The following is an 18,568-nucleotide window of genomic DNA, read 5'->3' as shown; positions in this document are numbered from 1 at the left end:
TAGGAGATAAATAATGATTGAATCAATTATTAGGTGGTCGATAGGTAATCGCTTTTTTGTCATCTTAGCTACCTTAATTTTGATTGGTGGTGGGTTATTCTCAATTAAAAATACACCAGTTGATGCATTACCAGATCTTTCTGATGTTCAAGTGATAATTAAAACGAATTATCCCGGTCAGGCACCACAAGTAGTGCAAGATCAAGTTACTTACCCTTTAACAACAGCAATGCTGTCAGTTCCGGGGGCTATTACAGTTCGGGGGTATTCATTTTTTGGAGACTCCTTTGTTTATGTCATCTTTGATGAAGACACCGATTTATATTGGGCAAGGAGCAGAGTACTTGAATATTTAAGTCAAGTAGCCCCTTCGCTACCTGCTACCGCACGCCCACAACTAGGACCTGACGCCACAGGCGTTGGCTGGGTTTATTTATATTCCCTTGTAGACAAAACGGGCAGCTTAGATATTAGCCAATTGCGTAGTATTCAAGATTGGTTCTTAAAATATGAATTGCAAACTGTACCGGGAGTTTCTGAGGTTGCTGCTGTTGGTGGCATGGTTAAACAATATCAAATACAAGTCGATCCCGATAAATTAAGAGCCTACGGTATACCACTTAGTCACATTCAAATGGCACTTAAACGTGGTAACCAAGAAACAGGTGCCTCAGTTGTTGAAATGGCGGAAGCAGAGTACATGGTTACCGCAACTGGCTATATCAAAAGTATTTCCGACATAGAGTTGATCCCTCTTGGTGTTAACGCACAAGGAACCCCGCTTACCATTGGCGATGTGGCGGAAGTCAACCTAGGTCCACAAATGAGACGAGGCATTGCTGAACTAAATGGTGAAGGAGAAGTCGTTGGTGGTGTTGTTGTTATGCGCTTTGGTGAAAACGCACAAAAAACTATTGATGGAGTAAAAGCCAAATTAGAAGAGTTAAAAAAAGGTTTACCCGAAGGAGTTGAAATAGTTACGGTTTATGATCGCTCTGGCTTAATAGGAGAGGCGGTAGAAAACCTATGGAGTAAATTGCTCGAAGAGCTTGCTGTCGTCGCGATTGTATGTGTTGCATTTCTGTTTCATTTGCGATCTTCGATTGTTGCAGTTGTCACTCTACCTATTGGCATCTTAGCTTCATTTATCATCATGCATATGCAAGGTATCAATGCGAATATTATGTCATTAGGTGGTATCGCTATTGCAATTGGTGCGATGACAGATGGCGCAATAGTGATGATTGAAAATATGCATAAGCATATGGAAAAGACACCGCTAACGGATGAAAATCGTTGGCAAATAGTCTCGAAAGCTGCAAGTGAAGTCGGTCCAGCACTATTTTTTAGTTTGCTCATCATTACAGTCTCATTCTTGCCAGTATTTATTTTGGAAGCGCAAGAAGGAAGAATGTTTTCTCCACTTGCTTACACAAAAACATATGCAATGGCCGCATCAGCAGGCTTAGCGATAACATTAGTTCCTGTTTTAATGGGGTATTTTATTCGAGGAAAAATTGTTTCAGAAAAGAAAAACCCTTTAAACAGACTGCTTATTGCTATCTACATGCCTGTTTTAAAGCAAGTTATGAAGTTTCCTAAATCGACAATAGTAGCAGCAATATTAGTGACGATTGTTGGTTTTTGGCCTGTCGATAAAATTGGTAGTGAATTTATTCCTCCTTTAGACGAAGGCGATCTTATGTATATGCCGACTACCTATCCGGGAATTTCCATTGGTAAGGCAAGAGAAATTCTACAGCAGACAGACAAGCTAATTAAAACAGTGCCAGAAGTTGAAACAGTATTTGGTAAAGTAGGAAGAGCTGAAACTGCAACTGATCCCGCGCCTCTAACTATGATTGAGACCTTCATTCAGTTGAAGCCTCAAGAAGAGTGGCGTGAGGGAGTTACAACAGAATCTCTAAAAGCTGAGTTTGATAAGTTGGTTAAGTTTCCGGGCTTGACGAATGCTTGGGTTATGCCAATCAAAACTCGTATTGATATGTTGGCAACAGGTATTAAAACGCCAGTAGGTATTAAAGTAGCAGGAGCTGATTTAAATACGATTCAAGAGATAGGGCAACAAATAGAGCAATTGTTACCAGAGGTGACAGGAACCGCTTCAGTTTATTCTGAACGAGTTGCAGGTGGACGATATATCAAAGTTGATATTTCTCGTGAGAAAGCAAGTCGTTTTGGATTAAACATCGATGACGTACAACAAGTAGTTTCAACTGCTATTGGTGGGATGAATGTCACTCAAACAATAGAAGGTCAAGAGCGTTATCCTGTCAACTTGCGATACCCACAAGATTATCGTGACTCTCCAGAGCAGTTGTCGCGCTTGCCTGTTGTCACTCCAAATGGACAACGCATCGCACTAGGTGACGTAGCTGAAATAAAAGTAGAAGTAGGCCCTCCGGGGATCAAGAGTGAAAATGCACGTATTAATGGTTGGACGTTCATTGATATAGAGGGCGTTGACGTAGGTACTTATGTTGAAAGTGCAAAAGAGCATTTAGCTAAAAATCTTATATTACCAGCAGGTTATTCGATTACTTGGGCTGGTCAATACGAATATATGGAAAGAGCCAAAGCCAAGCTTACTTACGTTGTTCCATTGACGCTCGCCATTATTGTTATTTTGCTTTATTTGAACTTCAGAGCGTTTAGCGAAGTTGCGATCATCATTGTGACTTTACCGATGGCAATGATCGGTGGGTTATGGTTGATGTATTTAGAAGGGTTCAACTTCTCTGTAGCAGTTGGTGTAGGCTTTATTGCTCTGGCTGGAGTAGCTGTTGAGATTGGCGTAATAATGTTGGTATATCTCAATCAGGCGCTCGCTGAACTTAAGGAAAAAGCGAAAGAGCGAGCAGAACTCATCTCAGAAGATGAATATCAAGATGCCTTATTGCACGGTGCTGGATTACGTGTTCGTCCTGTAATGATGACAGTAGCGACAATCATTATCGGCCTAATGCCTATTTTATATGGTACAGGAACAGGCTCTGAGGTAATGAGTCGTATTGCTGCACCAATGGTAGGTGGGATGACAAGTGCAGTCCTGCTAACTCTAATTGTTTTACCCGCGATTTATTCAATCGTTAAAAAGCCCGAAGTAAACGCCTTTAACAAGGAACTTTCTAACTCGGAGCTAAAAAACAATGCTTAGAAAAGCTAGGAAGTACCATAAATGGCTAATGGCATTTGTAGGGATACAATTCCTTTTCTGGTCGATTACTGGTGTGTATATGGTGACTATGGATATTCACTATATACACGGCGAAACCTTGGCTAAGAGTGAGGAAGCCAAAATAGATTTAGCAAGTATGGATTACTCCATTGTAAAGCTAGCTGCGGATTATCCTAAAGCTAGCCAAGTTACACTTACTCAAAGTATGGGCCGTCCTTTGTATTCTTTTATTAATGGAGAAAATGGAAAAGTAGCAATAGATGCTAAAACTGGAGCTGTTCAGGCCCTTGTAGATGAAACCAAGGCTAAAGAAATCGCACAATACCATTATGTGCTGAATCATCAAATCGACAGCATAAGGTTGATTAAGTCAGCGACAAACTTGCCTGCTGAGTTGTCCCCAAGGCATTTACCTGTTTGGAGAGTGACGTTTGAGCAATTCTCCACACCGACATTTTATATAAGTCAACAAACAGGATCACTTGTTGCCAAGCGTCATGATTACTGGCGATTGTTTGATTGGATGTGGCGGTTCCACATTATGGATTACTATGATGGAGAAAACGTATCTAACTGGTTTTTGTTCTTGGTCGCAACTCTAGGTCTAATGGGAGCAATTACTGGCGCAGTATTGACTTATTACCGAGTGCTTTCCCCAAATAAAAAGAGAGTCATTTGATGCGACTATTTAAGTTAAATACAACGATACACAAGTGGCTTTCTTTATTTGTTGGTTTACAACTGCTTATTTGGTTGGGAACGGGCCTTTACTTCAATTTGATGGATCACAGTAAAGCCAGTGGTAATGAACTTAGAGTTCATTCTCATCATGAAGGTAGCATTACAGGCTTTGACCTATTCCCTATTAAAGACATTACTAGTAATGCTCCGCAGGAAGTAAACCTTATATGGGTTTTACATCAGCCTTACTATCATTTTGTGTTCGATAAGGGGCAGCATAGCTATCAAGAACGCCACTCAAAGCTATTTGATGCTGTAACAGGAAAGCCATTTAATTTGTCTGAAGAACAAGTACTAACTTTGGCAAAAAACTCCTACTCAGGACAGGGTAAGTTAACTACTCCAGTGTTATCTCAACCTCCGTTTTCTGATCACGTAAGGCAGCAAAATCCTATGTGGCAAGTTGCCGTTGAGGATGAGAACAATACAACTATTTATTTAGATAGTATTACAGGTCAAGTACTTCGCCATGCCAATGATGATTTCAGATTGAAAGATCTGATGATGAAGCTTCACTTTATGGACTATGGCAATTCTGGAGGATTTAACCATTGGTTGATCATTGCATTTGCTTTTGCAACGCTATTCCTTTCAATTACTGGTGTTACTTGGCTGATACAACAGTATCGAAGTGGTTTACTGAAGCTAGGTTGGGGCACTAACAGGCAAAAAGTGGCAGTGACGTTTTCCAATGAAAATACTATTACTGACATCTCAGCAGTTGGTCGCTCAACTGTATTAGAAGGGCTAGCTAGTTCACATGTATACCTTCCTTCAGGTTGCGGTGGTGGCGGTACTTGTGGCAAATGCGTGTTCTTAAGTTCAACTAAATTACCTATCACACTATCTGAACAGGAACATTTATCTCAGGAGCAACTTAAGGAAGGTTATCGGCTTGGATGTCAGCATAGGTTTTCTGAAATTAGTTCGATTGAAGTTAATACTGATCGCAATATTGAAAATCATGAGCTAGTTGTGGTTGCGACTAATTTCATTACTCCTTTTATCAAGGAAGTGAAATTTAAGCTGAAATCAGGCAAACAGTTGGCATTTAAAGCTGGTGCATATATGCAATTTGATGTGCCAGCAGGGATGAATAGCTTACGTCCAGATGATATGCCAGAGTGCTATGAAAAATACTGGGATAGCTACTATCATGGAAAATTTTCTCATAACGGTGTAACTCGCCACTACTCATTAGTTAACTTTGACGAGGAGTCTGATGAGTTAATGTTTAATATCCGTTGGCAGACCGCAAAGAATGGTTTTAAAGCAGGAATAGGTTCAAGTTATTTAGGTTCACTCCAAGTAGGTGAAACGATAACTGCAAGAGGCCCTTTTTCTGATTTTTATGCCACTTCAAATAAAAAAGTTAGTCGCGTGTTTATAGGTGCGGGTTCAGGACTTGCACCACTGAGGTCTATTATTTTTGAACAGTTGAAAAAGCATAAAGATAAAAGTGGTTTGACTCTTATCTATGGTGCGCGAACTGAAGATGACTTGCTATACCATAATGAATTGAAGTCACTGAGTGAGAAGCATAAAAACTTCTCTTATATTCCTACTCTTTCTAATCCTTCAGAAGAATGGCAAGGGCACTCAGGCTATGTTCAAAAAGTACTTCTGCCGTATATGAACCAAAAATCAGAACTACATTTGGCTGAGTTTTACTTATGCGGTCCAGAAGCAATGATGAGTGAAGTGGAAAAAATAATTATAGATGCTGGGATTCCAAGTAATCAAATTTTCAAAGATAAATTTAGTCGTTAATCCATTAAATAAATAGAGGTATATATGAAAACATTAATTAAACTTTTAACCATAATCAGTGTTGTTTTTAGTAGTGCAGTATTTGCACATGTGCATCTTGAAAAAAGCGTGCCTGCTGATAATGCAATGCTAATGAATACTCCAGAAAAATTGACATTGGGATTTAGCAAAGAGGTACGTGTAGTTAAAGTTACGTTGAAAAATAAAAAAGGTGAAAATATTAAATTTGACTTTAAACCATCAAAAGAAGCTTCCAGAGAGTTTTCATGGGAACTACCTAAATTAGCTCCAACAAACTATATCGTTGATGTGACCTATTTAGGTAAAGATGGACATAAAATGAAAGATAGCTTCGGCTTTATGGTTCATTAGTAAGGCTGTGTGATTGATATGGAAATGTATATCTGGAATACAGTCATTGTACTGTCAAAAATTGTATTTTACGTCGGCTTTGCCTGTATTGCCGGCTATACATTTTTCAGACAAATTTTTGAGCATAATGAATCTCATAGTAATGCTGTAATAGCGAATTTAACGTGGACAAGAACTTATATAGTTATGGCTTTGATAGCTAATATTACTTGGTTCTTTGCCAGTACTGGTGCAATGGCAGAAGAGGGAATTCAGGGGGCGATAGACGCTGATATATTGGCTATTATGTGGGACTCCTCTGTCGGCACTGGAGCTTTGCTTCGAGCGCTTGGGCTAGTTACCGCAATAATCGCTTTAGCTTTAAGGTTCAAATTCGCTGTGAACTCGTACTTAAAACAAAGCGCTTTAATGTTGAGTTTATTAATCCTTGCATACTCATTCACGTTACTGGGTCATATTTCTGAGTTAGGCACAATTGAAAAAGGCTTGCTTATTTTGCATGTGCTCGTTATGGCATGGTGGTTTGGGGCGTTATTGCCACTAAAACAGGCTTGCCATCAGCTAAGTTATGCAGAACTTCATTTGCTGATGGAAAGCTTTGGCAAACAAGCAAGTTTTACATTGAGCCTATTGTTGGTAGCAGGCCTCTGGCTCGTGATTCAATTGGTCGGAAGTCTTGATGCACTAATAAGCTCAAGTTACGGACAAACACTGTTGTTTAAATTGGCTCTTGTAGTGTCTATTTTGGCACTTGCTGCTAAACATAAACTAATACTCGTTCCACAACTTAAAAATAGTCAAGGCAGAGAGGCTTTATCTAAATCTATCTCGATAGAAATGGTAGTAGCTTTTGCCATTTTATCTGTAACGGCTGGGCTTACTAGTGTTGTTGGCCCTGCAAATTAAAACCTAAAAGAGAGAATGAAAATGAAAACAATAAATATATTACTCGTTTTATTAATGACGTTTAGTTTCGCAACAAACGCTCATGGTGATAAGAACAAAGACAAAGGTTTGTTTAAAGGTATAGATACCCCTGCCGCAAAAGTTGTTTTGGCATTTCATCAAGCACTTGAAACTGGCAATCAAAAACAGGCTAGAGCGCAGTTAGCGGATGATGTCACCATTTTCGAGGGAGGCCGCGTTGAAAGGAGCGCTGATGAATATGCTCATCATCATATGTTGTCGGATATGAAGTATTTAGCAGCGATGAAGAGCGACACACTTGAACATCAAGTGACGATACTTGGAAATACCGCTATCTCTGCGTCGCGCAGTCAAACTACAGGTACTCATAAAGGTGTTGAACGCGATTATCAAGGCATGGAAACGATGGTGCTGGAAAAACAAAATGGTGAATGGAAGATTAAGCACATTCATTGGTCACATTAATTTATTGGTCAAACAACGGAGAGTAAAATGAGAAACAACAATCCATTACATCAAGTTTCTACGCCACGTAGACGCTTTGTACAAGGATTAGCTGCTGGCGGTGTATTAGCTGCTTTTCCAAGTGTTCTTCATGCAGCTTCATCTTTGATTGCTGGAACTTCAACAGGTACTGCGCCCGAACTAAGTGGAGAAGTAATAGATTTAGTGATAGATGAGTCACCCGTAAACTTCACAGGTGTTGTAAGAATGGCTACAACAATCAATGGCTCAATACCAGCTCCTACCTTGCGCCTCAGAGAAGGTGATGACGTTACTATCAGGGTAACTAATAAATTATCAGTGCCGAGTTCAATTCATTGGCATGGGATCATTCTTCCGTATCAAATGGATGGCGTACCGGGTATTAGCTTTAAAGGTATAATGCCGGGTGAAACCTTTGTTTATAAATTTAAGCTGCAACAAAGCGGCACATATTGGTATCACTCACACAGTGGCTTTCAAGAAATGACAGGTATGTACGGCGCATTAATTATTGAGCCAAGAGAAAAGGATATTATTAGTGCTGACAATGAGCATGTCATTCAATTGTCTGATTGGACTGATGATGACCCAATGGATTTGTTTCGCAAGTTAAAAGTACAGAGCGATGTATTTAACTTTAATCAACCTACTGTTCCAGAGTTTTTTGATGACATTTCAAATAGCAGCGTTTCAAATGCGCTACAACGCCGGGAAATGTGGAATAAAATGAGAATGAACCCTACAGATCTTGCAGACTTATCAGCATCTGCAATGACTTTTTTAATGAATGGTTGTGCGCCTTTGACAAATTGGCGTGGAATGTTTAAAGCTGGCGAAAAGGTTAGGCTTAGATTTATTAACGGTTCTAGCAATACGTTTTTTGATGTAAGAATACCTGAGCTGAAGTTAACAGTTGTACAAGCTGATGGACAAAATGTTGAACCTGTGACAGTAGATGAATTTAGATTTGGTCCCGGTGAAACTTATGATGTACTTGTCGAGCCAAAAAATGATGCATATACGATTTTTGCACAAAGCATGGATCGCTCAGGTTATGCTAAAGGTACTTTATCAATGGCACCTAACGTTGATGCACCAGTACCTTCTTTAGACCCCGTTGAGTGGTTAACGATGACAGATATGATGGGCAATATGACCCATGATAGTGTGCATTCTACAATGGCTGATACGGCAGGTATGTCGGGCATGAATTCTAATAAAATGGATCATAGTGCAATGGGTCATGGAGCGATGGCAATGGATCATAGTAAACATGGAATGACTAAAAACCCATTAGCTGTTGCTAGCACTAAAGTGCGTCATGCAAAAACAGAGTATGGAGCTTCTGTTGATATGCGTGTTGATATGCCTAGAACAAACCTTGATGATCCCGGTATAGGTTTACGTAAAAATGGACGCCGTGTTTTAACACTTGCAGATTTACATTCTCTTGAGGGAATTACAAACCAGCAAGAGCCAGAGGCTGAAATTGAATTACATTTAACTGGAAACATGGAGCGTTATAGCTGGTCATTTGATGGTTTGGAATTTGGAAAAAGCACGCCAGTTCACATGAAGCATAATCAACGTTTAAGAGTTATTTTACAAAACGATACAATGATGACACATCCAATGCACCTGCATGGTATGTGGAGCGATTTGGAGAATGAAAAAGGTGATGTACAGGTTCGTCGCCATACTATCCCTGTACAACCAGCGCAAAGAATTAGTTTTTTAACAACACCTCATGACGTAGGTCGCTGGGCATGGCATTGCCATTTATTATTCCACATGGATGCAGGTATGTTTAGAGAGGTAGTTGTATCATGAGAAAATTAATACTAACCAATACGTTAAAACTATTATTAATAGGTTTGCCCCTTATAAGTGTATCTGTATCTGCAAAAGATGAGATGACTGAGATGGGTGATTCTAAAATGCAAGCACAAGGTGGAGATGCACCTAAAGATGCTAGAGACCCTCATGCTTATGCCGCAGGTACAACATTGACTGAAGGTCCTTATGCACTCAATAGCGACAAACGACTGACTTTGGCAGATGAGCATTCATTTTACGCGCTACTAGGGGATCGTCTTGAATATAATGAGCAAACAAACGCAGGTGTTTTTGACTTTCAGGCATGGTATGGCACTACTTTTGATAGATTAGTCATCAAAACTGAGGGAGATTTTAGCGAAGGTAATTTAGAGGAGAACCAAACAGATTTTCTATGGGGCCACGCAATATCTGCTTATTGGGATACACAAGTCGGTATTCGACTTGATTACAATAACGAAGGTGAAAACCGCAAATGGCTAGCTTTTGGTTTACAAGGTCTAGCCCCCTACTGGTTTGAAATTGATATGACTGCGTATTTAGGAGAGCAAGGTAATAGTGCATTTTCGATCGAAGCTGAGTATGAGCTATTACTTACTCAAAAGTTAATTGTTCAACCACGAGCAGAGTTGACGCTTTACGGTAAGGATGACGTCCAAAATAACCTTGGTAGTGGCTTATCTAGCAGTGCTATTGGTTTTCGGGTTCGTTATGAGTTTACCCGCCAGTTTGCTCCCTATGTTGGCGTTGAGTGGACAAATAAATTTGGTAATACAGCCGACTTTGCGAAGTTAAATGGGCAAAGTACGCGTGATACTGCTTTTGTTGCAGGTATCAAGTTCTGGCTCTGATGTGAAGAAATACTATATTGACTTGATGAGAGCTACCGCAACTATATTGATGGTAGCTTTCGTTTTTTGGGATTTAAACCATTTTAGTTATGTTAGAAAAGGCCTAGCTAATAGTTTTTTTGGAAAGAACTAAGAGCAGTAATAGTAAGCTACTTCTTGTTTTCAGTCGGTGCCAGTCTGGTGTATACCTATCAAGGTGGAATATCAGCTAAGAAGTAAAGTTGGCGAATGTTTAAGGTTAAAGAGTCAAGCCAAAAAACATCGCCATTGAAAGACGTACAATAGGCCATTTTATCACTTTTGATGAACGGGAATTGGGTGTGCTCGGGATAGAACCGATTGTTGCAAAGTACTGTGCTTAAAGCTGAACAATTGGAAAAATGATCCCTTACTCAATACCTAGTTATGAGCGTAGGGTTTTTATTTTTTTAATGGTGCTCATGCTTGGCTTCAATCTCATGAGTCTAAATTAGACACCCCTTTTATACTTGTTAAGTTTAAGCTGTTTAAAAAAGTAAAAAGTTTAGGTTTTAGTTCAAAGGTTGATCAAGATCATAAAATTATTTTTATAAAGTGGCTAATATTGTAGGAGCTAAAGAAGGAATGATAATGTTTGGACTTTTCAGGTGGTTTAAAATAGTGATAATAACTGTGTTGCTTACGCAGCATAGTTTTGCTACAGCTAAGCCAATGAATTGTGAAGAACATCAAAATGGATCTTCCGACACGCATATTATGCAACGAAGCAAAAATATTCACCATCAATCAATGAATGACAATAGTCACTATCACACTGTAAACTCGCAAGACTCTAAACACCGTCATGGTGATGAAGTCTGTGAAAAATGCAAAGCTAGTGATTGTGTTTGTTGTGAGGGGGGATTTTGTTCAAGCTTTCATTTAAATGCCTATCTTGTGCAAGCGCAAGAGGAAGGTATTTGCAATATTTACTCTGAGCTATTTCTACAGCGTACACCTCTACCAAAATCTGGTATCCATCTCTTACTTTATCGTCCACCAATTATTGGCTAATCACGGGATCAGTGCGTCTTTTTTTCGCCACTCCCATCAAAAATAGAATGACTTATTCATTGATTTAAATAATCAATTGTTTTGAACGATTAGTACGATATTTTGAAGGCACTATGAAAATTCTCAAACTATTGCCATTTACAGTACTTAATGCTGTCGATTTTGGCCGAGATTTCTCTTTTACCAAAAAATTAGTTTTTAGCTTATTCACTAGAATTAGTACTTGACCTGTGTCTTAGACACAGGTCTAAGCTGAAGATGAGAGTACAAACTTAGCTAAAAACTGAGGAGTGAATATGAAAGTTGCGGAGCTGGCAAAAAGCCTTGGAACGACTGCTGATACGGTGCGCTATTACACCAGATTAGGATTGTTAAAACCTGCTAAGTCAGTGAACGGCTACAAGTCATACTCGAATAAAGAAGTATCGAGACTTAAATTCATTTTAAGTGCCAGAAACCTTGGTTTTTCCGTTGCAGATATCAAGGAAATTATTAATGAATCTGAAGATGGTAAAAGTGCGTGCCCATTAGTCAGAAGCCTGATCAAAGAGCGGCTTGAAGAAACAGAAAAGCAGTTTCAAGCAATGTTGGCACTTCGAGGAAAAATGTCTTCTGCGCTTTCTCAGTGGGAAGAAATGGAAGACAAGGCACCGACTGCAAACATGGTTTGTCATCTCATCGAAAACTTTGAGCAAATTAAAAAAGCATAGGAGGAAAAAGGGTGGCTACTAACACAAATATAAAAACTGAATCAGGCTGTTGCTGTCAGGCAAAAGCTCAATCCTCTTCGTGTAAAACTAAGGAGAATACGTTGGAGAAAGTATCACATAACCAACAGCTTATCATTGAAGGCGCTGGGTGTGCTAGCTGTGTAGGCAAAATTGAAGGGGCGTTGAAGGCAACTCTTGGAGTCGTCAGTGCGGAAATGAATTTTGCTGATAGGACAGTAACAGTTTATGGGACAGCTAAAACAGAAGAATTGATCAAAGCTGTTGAGTCAGTGGGGTATAACGCGAAGCCAATTGATGATAGCTCAGCAACAGATGCGCTTGATGAGAAAGAGGCGGCGGATTGGGCATATTACAAAAAGCTAATGCGCGATACGTTTATTGCCCTTTCACTCGGCGTTCCTTTGATGATCTACAGCATTGTGGTTGGAGAAATGACGGTTGAAACAAACCTTGAACGCATGTCTTGGCTAGTTGTAGGCATTTTAACTTTTGGCGTTATGTATTTTTCAGGTAAGCATTTCTATGTAGGAGCATGGAAAAGCTTTAAAAACCACTCCGCTAATATGGACACTCTAATAGCTTTAGGAACAGGTACAGCTTGGGTGTATTCGATGGTTGTCGTGTTTGCACCTGACGCCGTTCCATTGATGGCACGACATGTCTATTTTGAAGCTACCGCCATGATCATTGGCTTAATTGATTTAGGTCTAGCATTAGAAATAAAAGCCAGAGGTAAAACCTCTGAGGCCATTAAACGTCTTATCGGCTTGCAGGCCAAAACGGCAACTGTAGTTCGTGATAATAAAGAGGTTCAGATAGGTATCGAACAGGTTTTGCTTCATGATGTTGTGAAAGTAAAGCCGGGTGAAAAAATTCCCGTGGATGGCGTTGTATTGGAAGGACACACCTCTATTGATGAGTCCATGCTGACAGGCGAACCTATGCCTGTTGAAAAAGCCGAAGAAGATGAGGTTGTCGCTGGTACTTTGAACAAATCAGGCATGATTTTATTTAGAGCGACACGCGTTGGTAAAGACACGGCGCTTGCACAGATCATCAATATGGTGAAACGAGCGCAAAATTCAAAACCGCCGATTGGCCGCTTGGCCGATGTTATTTCCGCCTATTTCGTTCCTGTAGTCATGATCATCTCGGTGTTAAGTGCGTTAGCATGGCTTAACTTTGGCCCTGAGCCAGCAATTGCTTTTGCTATCGTATCAGCAACTACTGTGCTTATTATTGCCTGCCCGTGTGCTTTAGGCTTGGCAACACCCATGTCTGTCATGGTCGGAGTAGGAAAAGCAGCAGAAGCCGGAGTACTTATTCGCAACGGTGAGGCACTGCAAACCGCCTCTAAAATCACTGCCATGATTTTAGATAAAACGGGCACTATTACTGAAGGGGCACCTAAGGTAACCGATATTGTTTTAGCAAAAGCTACTGACGAAAAAGACGTACTACAGCTTGCAGCAAGTTTAGAAAGCGGCTCAGAGCACCCTTTAGCGCAAGCGATTGTTGAAAGTGCTTTAGATAAGGATATTGAGTTACTAAAAATTGAATCGTTTAATGCTATTACGGGTTTTGGTGTAGAAGCAAACTGTAACAATAAAGTCCTGCTTTTTGGTAACGATAAACTAATGAAGTTAAAAGGCATAGACCTCACAGGCTTTGTTGGAAAAGCCCAGTCTTTAGCCAAAGAAGCCAAAACACCTATGTACTTTGCTGTAGATGGTGAACTTGCCGCAATCATTGCTGTCGCAGATCCCATTAAGTCAGACTCAATCTCTGCTATCAAACGGCTTCAGGCTAATGGTATACGCGTCATCATGTTAACAGGTGATAACAAGGAAACCGCTGCCGCTGTTGCCAAAAAAGCAGGTATTAGCGAATTTCTTGCTGAGGTGCTGCCAGAAGATAAAGCCAACAAGGTGAAAGAGCTACAAGGCAGTGGCGAAATTGTTGGTATGACAGGAGATGGCATCAACGATGCTCCTGCGCTAGCGTTAGCCGATGTTGGATTCGCCATAGGCACAGGGACTGATGTAGCTATCGAAAGTGCTGACATTACCCTAATGCGTGGTTCACTTCATGGCCTTGCCGATGCCATAGCGGTAAGCAAAGCTACTTTACGAAATATCAAACAAAACTTGTTTGGCGCGTTTGTCTATAACGTAGCCGGGATTCCTTTTGCTGCGGGGGTTCTATATCCCTTCTTTGGCATTCTGCTTAGCCCTGTAATTGCAGGTGCTGCAATGGCGTTTTCGTCATTGACTGTGGTGTCAAATGCAAATCGACTTCGCTTTTTTAAAGCAAAAGAGCATTAAGGAGAAGAGCGATGATGTTAATTAACTTATTAGGCTTAATGTTAATCGCGCTGATTGTTTGGTGGTTTTGGCTATATAAACCCAATAAAACAATCGTTCAAGGTAATGAAGTACTCATTGAAGTGAGGGATGGCGTGTATTCCCCATCCTCAATTCAGGTGTCTGCTAGCCAACCTGTTACCTTGAAGTTTATACGCAAAGATCAATCCCCCTGCGCTGAAACAAATGCTTATTTCCTTCATTGGATATAAGCGAACAGCTTAAGTTAAATGAAATTACTCAAATTACCTTATTAAACTTGTCACCGGGAGAGCATGAGTTTCACTGTCAGATGCAAATGTATCGCGGTGTCTTAAAAGTCGTTTAGGAGGGCAATATGAAAAATCAACACCCTAATTTTTGGTCAACACCTACAGGCTGGGCTGCACTGGCACTTATTGCCGCAGTGACCTACTTCTTAGTGCTTGAGCATGGTCAACATACGCTGCAATTTCTTCCCTACTTGATTTTATTGCTATGCCCCTTGATGCACGTATTTATGCATGGCAGTCATGGTAAACATGGTCACGATCATTCACATGCGCCTGATGAAAAAAAGGAAGAGAGCTTTCAAGAACTCACGGATAAAAATGCAGCCTATCGCGATGGCTACATACAAGGCTTAGAAAAGGCACGTAAGGAATCACATAAAAAGGAGAGCAGTGATGAATGAAACATATGATTATGGCTTATGGTCAATGGTGATACTGAACTCAGCAATTTTTATCTTTTTTGCCTTTAGTTTTGTCAAACCAAAAACATCAACTGATTGGAGAAGTCTAAGCGCGTTCTCTGCCTTTATTGTTGCCCTATTTACTGAAATGTATGGCTTTCCTTTAACTATCTATTTTCTGTCGGGGTGGCTGACGGAGACCTATCCAGAAGTAAATTTCTTTGCGCATGAAAATGGGCATTTATTACATACTTTCTTTGGATTTCAAGGTGATGCCCATTGGGACCCATTTCATATAGTGAGTATGGTGTTTATTGTTGCAGGTTTCTTTATGTTGTCTTCAGCATGGAATGTATTGCATCACGCGCAAAAACATCATCAATTGGCTACAACTGGATGGTATGCAAGATGTCGCCACCCACAGTATGTAGCTTTCATTCTAATCATGTTCGGCTTTTTATTGCAGTGGCCGACAATCCCAACACTTGCGATGTTTCCGATCTTAGTCGTTGTTTACGTCAAGCTAGCGAAACGCGAAGAAGCACAGGCGATTGCTGAATTTGGTTCGGAGTACCACAGGTATATGGAATCGACACCAAGTTGGATCCCAAGTTTTAATAAAAGTGTAGAAGGTAAAAATCATGAAAACGTTAATTAAATCAATTTTATTTATTGGTTCACTACTGATAACCACTAGCTTATTTGCCCAAAACAATGAGCATAAACATGAAGGTGCGAACAAAGCTGGTATGCATCAAGGCATGACAATACCACATGAGAACATGGGAGAAATGCATAAAAAGATGATGGAAATGAAAAAGGAAGTCCATGCCATTAAAACTGAAAAAGATCCTGACAAGCAACAGCAGATGATGGTTGAACATCACCGTTCAATGATGAAGATGATGCAATCCATGCACAAAAACATGGAAGAAATGCCAATGCATCAACAAATCAAGATGACTGAACATCATTTAGAAATGATGGAGAACATGATGCCGCAGATGAACCGGAAAATGGAAGAAATGAAAGATAGCAATCAACAGCATTCACACAAACATTAGGAGAAAAATTATGAGCGATTTAGATCATAGAGTTGGCGTTAGAGAGCAAAATTTAGTTGTTCGAAATCTAAAGCTTAGCCATGTCACAGAAGAAAGCTGTGACGAGTTAGTAAAAGAAATAGATCAGCTTTTTGGTATAGATGAAGTTAGTTACAACATCAAAGAAGGTGAAATACACCTTGCCTATGATGCCGCAAACGTAAGCCTTGATGGGATTGAGGAGGTAATCCGTAAGTATGGCGCAGATGTTCATGATGATTGGTGGACACATACTAAAGAAAGTTACTATAAATTTGTTGATCAGAACATCAAAGATAACTCTGTTCATAAGCCTTGGAGTTGTCATCAAGCACCTTCGGGGGCTGGCCGGAAAAACAAATGAATTCATAAAAAAGTGTATAGATAATTAGTTAGTCAAATGAGGTAACAGTGATGAAAACACCCTATATAAAAGCTCTTTTATTGCTTACATTCGGTTTATATTTAGTGGGTTGTTCCAATACCACTTTTTATCATAAATACATGATGAGAGGTCAGGTAGTAGAAAGTTCTGATAATCGAACTCTAATCTGTATTGGTGCTAAGCATGGCGCAGAGGTTGGGCAAAAATACAGTGTTATTAGATTCCATGAAAGAATAGTATTGAGTGAAGGTGAAGATCCCTACACTATCGAAAAGGTAGGAACGGTACAAATTACTAAAATTGTGAATGATCATTTCGCAACTGTAAAGCTAGTGTCTGGTGACATTGCAGCGAAAGATATGGTGGAACTTGAAAACTAATAAAGTGGTGGCGAAAGCCACCACAAGAGCATAACAATAAAACTTAATGAAAAAGCTTTAGTGTTATTTTGTACAACCTTTGAGATTGTTTGCTCAGTTCTGGTTATCTTGATGCCAGTACGACAGAAAAAAATGTTACATATGGATTAGAAAGGTGTGGGCTGGCATCCTAGGTCTAATCTTAACAGTTAAGGGGCCGCCGAATAGAGCTATACCTTTACATCAGCAGCATAATCAATGCTCCCGCGATCATAAATAAGTTTTCAGATAGCGATACAAATCCAAGTGGCACACTGCTATCGCCGCCTACACAGGCACACTTTAACTGGCGTTTGTCAATGTAAACGGCTTTGAAAACTGAAATTGCTCCAACTGTGCCGATAAACAATGAAAATGGTGCCACTGCGAGAGGCTGTAGTTGGGCAACCATACCAATACCTGCATATGCTTCAATGAAGGGATAAATATAACCATATCTTATCCATCTCATCGCTAGTAAATCATAAGTAATAAACGAATTTGTGAAACTGTATAGGTCTTTCAGTTTTTGCACCGCTAAGAGCGTCATTGAAAAAGCTATAAATAGCATCAGTGTTCTGATGGAGATAAATGAGCCGGAAGCAAAATGTTGAGATGCGACAGCAAGAAGTGCAGCTATCGAGAAAATGGCTACAACTGGCGTGTAGGTTGTGCCAGTTTGACCTGCTTCATCTTTACCAAAATACTCTCTTAAGTCATCGTATCCTCCGACACGCTTTCCTTCAATAAAGGTTTGTGGCGTAGTTTTGACATCATGCTTATCTTTGAAGTCATCAGCTTGTTGTCTTGACGTGAGCTTATGATCTTCTACATCATACCCTTGCCTCTCCAGCAAATCTTTCGACCTTAAACCATAGGGGCAGATATGTTCGTCAGTGACCATTCTGTACAGGGTAGCTGTCTTAGTCATCTTAGCCTCCTTTGTTCAGTGTGCCTTCAAACTTTGGGAGCGGTCGTTGCTCAGCCTGAGCTTGTGAGCTGACCTTTCCATTTTCAGAAATATCCTTAATCAGCCATTCCATTTCTTTTATTTCTTTTCGTTGGGCTTTAATAATACCATTTGCCAATTCACGCACGCGTACATCCTCCAAAGTTGAATGCTCACTAGTAAGAATAGCAATGGAGTGATGAGGAATCATCGCTTTCATGTAGGCAGTGTCAGAAATTGTGCTTTGAGAGCGAACAAGATAAAGACATATGGCGAACAGTATTGTCGCCAATAGAAAAATAGCCATGTTGAGCTTCTTGTTACTGTACATGCCAAGCATAAAGGCCAGCATGATCATTGCCATACCTGCTCCCATATACAACGACATATAGATACGCGTTTCACTAAACCATATATGTGATACTGCGTAAGTGTTGAGATACATCATGACAAACATAGCAATGGTTGAGGTGATGATCATTGCAGCAAATCTTGAGTATTTCATAAGTAATCCTTACATTGATAGTGTAAATATTTCCCACTGTTAGCCTATTATTCTCTACATGTGGTCATGTTCTCGAAAAATTGCAAGTAATGAGCCAGTATCAATAAGAGTATTTGTAATACGATTGACTCAATTTCAGCGCAATTATTGTGAATCAGTACTAATCTACACATTTCGGTGTAAGAGTTTATGGGCAAAAAATCTTCTTTGAAGGAGATCAAATCAGCTTATATTTAGAGTTTGAGTTTTGAACTTGTGATAGACACAG

General features: G+C 39.9%; 18 protein-coding genes and 1 pseudogene. 17 read left to right on the top strand and 2 right to left on the bottom strand.

Annotated features, from left to right (window positions below; translation table 11 throughout):
* The first annotated feature begins 13 nt into the window (after positions 1-13).
* The 17 genes and pseudogenes from PHAL_RS0109945 to PHAL_RS0109865 all read left to right on the top strand — a co-directional run bounded on the left by PHAL_RS0109945 (position 14) and on the right by PHAL_RS0109865 (position 16,828).
* Positions 14-3,178, top strand: coding sequence for an efflux RND transporter permease subunit (locus tag PHAL_RS0109945; protein ID WP_016708253.1), 3,165 nt, complete (start codon positions 14-16; stop codon positions 3,176-3,178).
* On the top strand, positions 3,171-3,878 hold the full coding sequence (locus PHAL_RS0109940; protein WP_008109638.1) for a hypothetical protein: 708 nt from the start codon (positions 3,171-3,173) through the stop codon (positions 3,876-3,878). Before PHAL_RS0109945 ends, PHAL_RS0109940 begins: the two co-directional genes overlap by 8 nt.
* A complete protein-coding gene (locus PHAL_RS0109935) occupies positions 3,878-5,710 on the top strand; it encodes a 2Fe-2S iron-sulfur cluster-binding protein (RefSeq protein WP_016708252.1) in 1,833 nt (610 codons plus the stop codon). Before PHAL_RS0109940 ends, PHAL_RS0109935 begins: the two co-directional genes overlap by 1 nt.
* Positions 5,711-5,734: 24 nt before the next feature.
* Positions 5,735-6,082, top strand: a complete 348-nt coding sequence (locus PHAL_RS0109930) for a copper resistance CopC family protein (RefSeq protein ID WP_016708251.1) — start codon at positions 5,735-5,737, stop codon at positions 6,080-6,082.
* A gap of 18 nt (positions 6,083-6,100) precedes the next feature.
* A complete protein-coding gene (locus PHAL_RS0109925) occupies positions 6,101-6,988 on the top strand; it encodes a copper resistance D family protein (protein WP_016708249.1) in 888 nt (295 codons plus the stop codon).
* A 15-nt stretch (positions 6,989-7,003) separates the two neighbouring features.
* Positions 7,004-7,474, top strand: a complete 471-nt coding sequence (locus tag PHAL_RS0109920) for a YybH family protein (protein WP_016708248.1) — start codon at positions 7,004-7,006, stop codon at positions 7,472-7,474.
* A 27-nt stretch (positions 7,475-7,501) separates the two neighbouring features.
* Complete coding sequence (locus PHAL_RS0109915) at positions 7,502-9,325, top strand: copper resistance system multicopper oxidase (RefSeq protein WP_016708247.1); 1,824 nt, start codon at positions 7,502-7,504, stop codon at positions 9,323-9,325.
* On the top strand, positions 9,322-10,182 hold the full coding sequence (locus PHAL_RS0109910) for a copper resistance protein B (protein WP_016708246.1): 861 nt from the start codon (positions 9,322-9,324) through the stop codon (positions 10,180-10,182). Before PHAL_RS0109915 ends, PHAL_RS0109910 begins: the two co-directional genes overlap by 4 nt.
* A 639-nt stretch (positions 10,183-10,821) precedes the next feature.
* Positions 10,822-11,214 (top strand): hypothetical protein, encoded by a 393-nt coding sequence (locus PHAL_RS0109905; protein WP_235381757.1) that lies wholly within the window; start codon positions 10,822-10,824, stop codon positions 11,212-11,214.
* 296 nt (positions 11,215-11,510) lie between these two features.
* On the top strand, positions 11,511-11,924 hold the full coding sequence (locus tag PHAL_RS0109900) for a MerR family transcriptional regulator (protein WP_016708244.1): 414 nt from the start codon (positions 11,511-11,513) through the stop codon (positions 11,922-11,924).
* Between the two features lie 101 nt (positions 11,925-12,025).
* Positions 12,026-14,269 carry a heavy metal translocating P-type ATPase gene (locus PHAL_RS0109895; RefSeq protein WP_016708243.1) on the top strand — a complete coding sequence of 748 codons (2,244 nt, stop codon included), beginning with the start codon at positions 12,026-12,028 and terminating at the stop codon, positions 14,267-14,269.
* A gap of 11 nt (positions 14,270-14,280) precedes the next feature.
* Positions 14,281-14,636 (top strand): annotated as a pseudogene (locus PHAL_RS22935) (cupredoxin domain-containing protein).
* A gap of 9 nt (positions 14,637-14,645) precedes the next feature.
* A complete protein-coding gene (locus PHAL_RS0109885; RefSeq protein ID WP_016708242.1) occupies positions 14,646-14,981 on the top strand; it encodes a DUF2933 domain-containing protein in 336 nt (111 codons plus the stop codon).
* Positions 14,974-15,639, top strand: a complete 666-nt coding sequence (locus tag PHAL_RS0109880) for a methyltransferase family protein (RefSeq protein WP_016708241.1) — start codon at positions 14,974-14,976, stop codon at positions 15,637-15,639. Before PHAL_RS0109885 ends, PHAL_RS0109880 begins: the two co-directional genes overlap by 8 nt.
* Positions 15,623-16,045 carry a hypothetical protein gene (locus PHAL_RS0109875; protein ID WP_016708240.1) on the top strand — a complete coding sequence of 141 codons (423 nt, stop codon included), beginning with the start codon at positions 15,623-15,625 and terminating at the stop codon, positions 16,043-16,045. Before PHAL_RS0109880 ends, PHAL_RS0109875 begins: the two co-directional genes overlap by 17 nt.
* Before the next feature lie 10 nt (positions 16,046-16,055).
* Complete coding sequence (locus tag PHAL_RS0109870; RefSeq protein ID WP_016708239.1) at positions 16,056-16,427, top strand: hypothetical protein; 372 nt, start codon at positions 16,056-16,058, stop codon at positions 16,425-16,427.
* A 50-nt stretch (positions 16,428-16,477) separates the two neighbouring features.
* Positions 16,478-16,828, top strand: a complete 351-nt coding sequence (locus PHAL_RS0109865) for a hypothetical protein (RefSeq protein ID WP_004589646.1) — start codon at positions 16,478-16,480, stop codon at positions 16,826-16,828.
* Positions 16,829-17,045: 217 nt separating this feature from the next.
* On the opposite strand, the gene PHAL_RS0109860 is transcribed toward PHAL_RS0109865, so the two are convergent.
* Positions 17,046-17,777 (bottom strand): MauE/DoxX family redox-associated membrane protein, encoded by a 732-nt coding sequence (locus tag PHAL_RS0109860; RefSeq protein WP_016708238.1) that lies wholly within the window; start codon positions 17,775-17,777, stop codon positions 17,046-17,048.
* Between the two features lies 1 nt (position 17,778).
* Positions 17,779-18,300: a DUF305 domain-containing protein gene (locus PHAL_RS0109855; RefSeq protein WP_016708237.1), complete on the bottom strand. Its 522-nt coding sequence runs from the start codon at positions 18,298-18,300 to the stop codon at positions 17,779-17,781.
* Between the last annotated feature and the right edge of the window lie 268 nt (positions 18,301-18,568).

It is taken from the genome of Pseudoalteromonas haloplanktis ATCC 14393 (assembly GCF_000238355.1).
Taxonomy (GTDB): Bacteria; Pseudomonadota; Gammaproteobacteria; order Enterobacterales; family Alteromonadaceae; genus Pseudoalteromonas; species Pseudoalteromonas haloplanktis.
This window is presented reverse-complemented; position numbering and strand designations above follow the sequence as displayed.